We start from the raw sequence: 495 nt of genomic DNA, 5'->3' as shown, positions 1-495 counted from the left end.
AAACATACGCTCAACAAGCAGTGGGAATGGATCGGAATCATCAAACCTCCGAAAGTAAAACGTCTCCCGAATATCATTTCTCCTGAGCAAGTCGCTCAGATTATTAACACCACCCGAGAACCCCGTTACCGAGTGTTATTCTTAACGTTATACACGATGGGGCTGCGGATTAATGAGGCTCTCAATCTCACCATCTCCGATATCGACAGTCACAATATGCAAGTCCATGTTCGCTATGGAAAAGGCGGTAAAGACCGACTGGTACCACTCCCTCACAGAACGCTTCACGCCTTACGCCGATACTGGTGTACACACCGACATCCCAAACTGTTATTCCCAAGCAAAGGTAAGTGTTGTGATGTCGCGTTTAATGATCAAGGAGCACAAAAAGCACTTAAACAGGTTGTACAGGAATGTGGTATTCATAAGCGAATTACCCCTCACTCACTCCGACATTGCTTTGCAACCCATCTCCTAGAGCAAGGGCTTGACCTG

General features: G+C 46.7%; 1 protein-coding gene. It reads left to right on the top strand.

From position 1 onward, the window contains the following. A partial coding sequence (locus CIK04_RS31080; protein ID WP_176463486.1) for a tyrosine-type recombinase/integrase occupies window positions 1-495 on the top strand: 495 nt, incomplete at both ends.

Source organism: Vibrio sp. 03_296 (assembly GCF_002265885.1).
The sequence above is the reverse complement of the archived record's forward strand: the minus strand, read 5'-3'. Positions and strand labels throughout refer to the sequence as shown.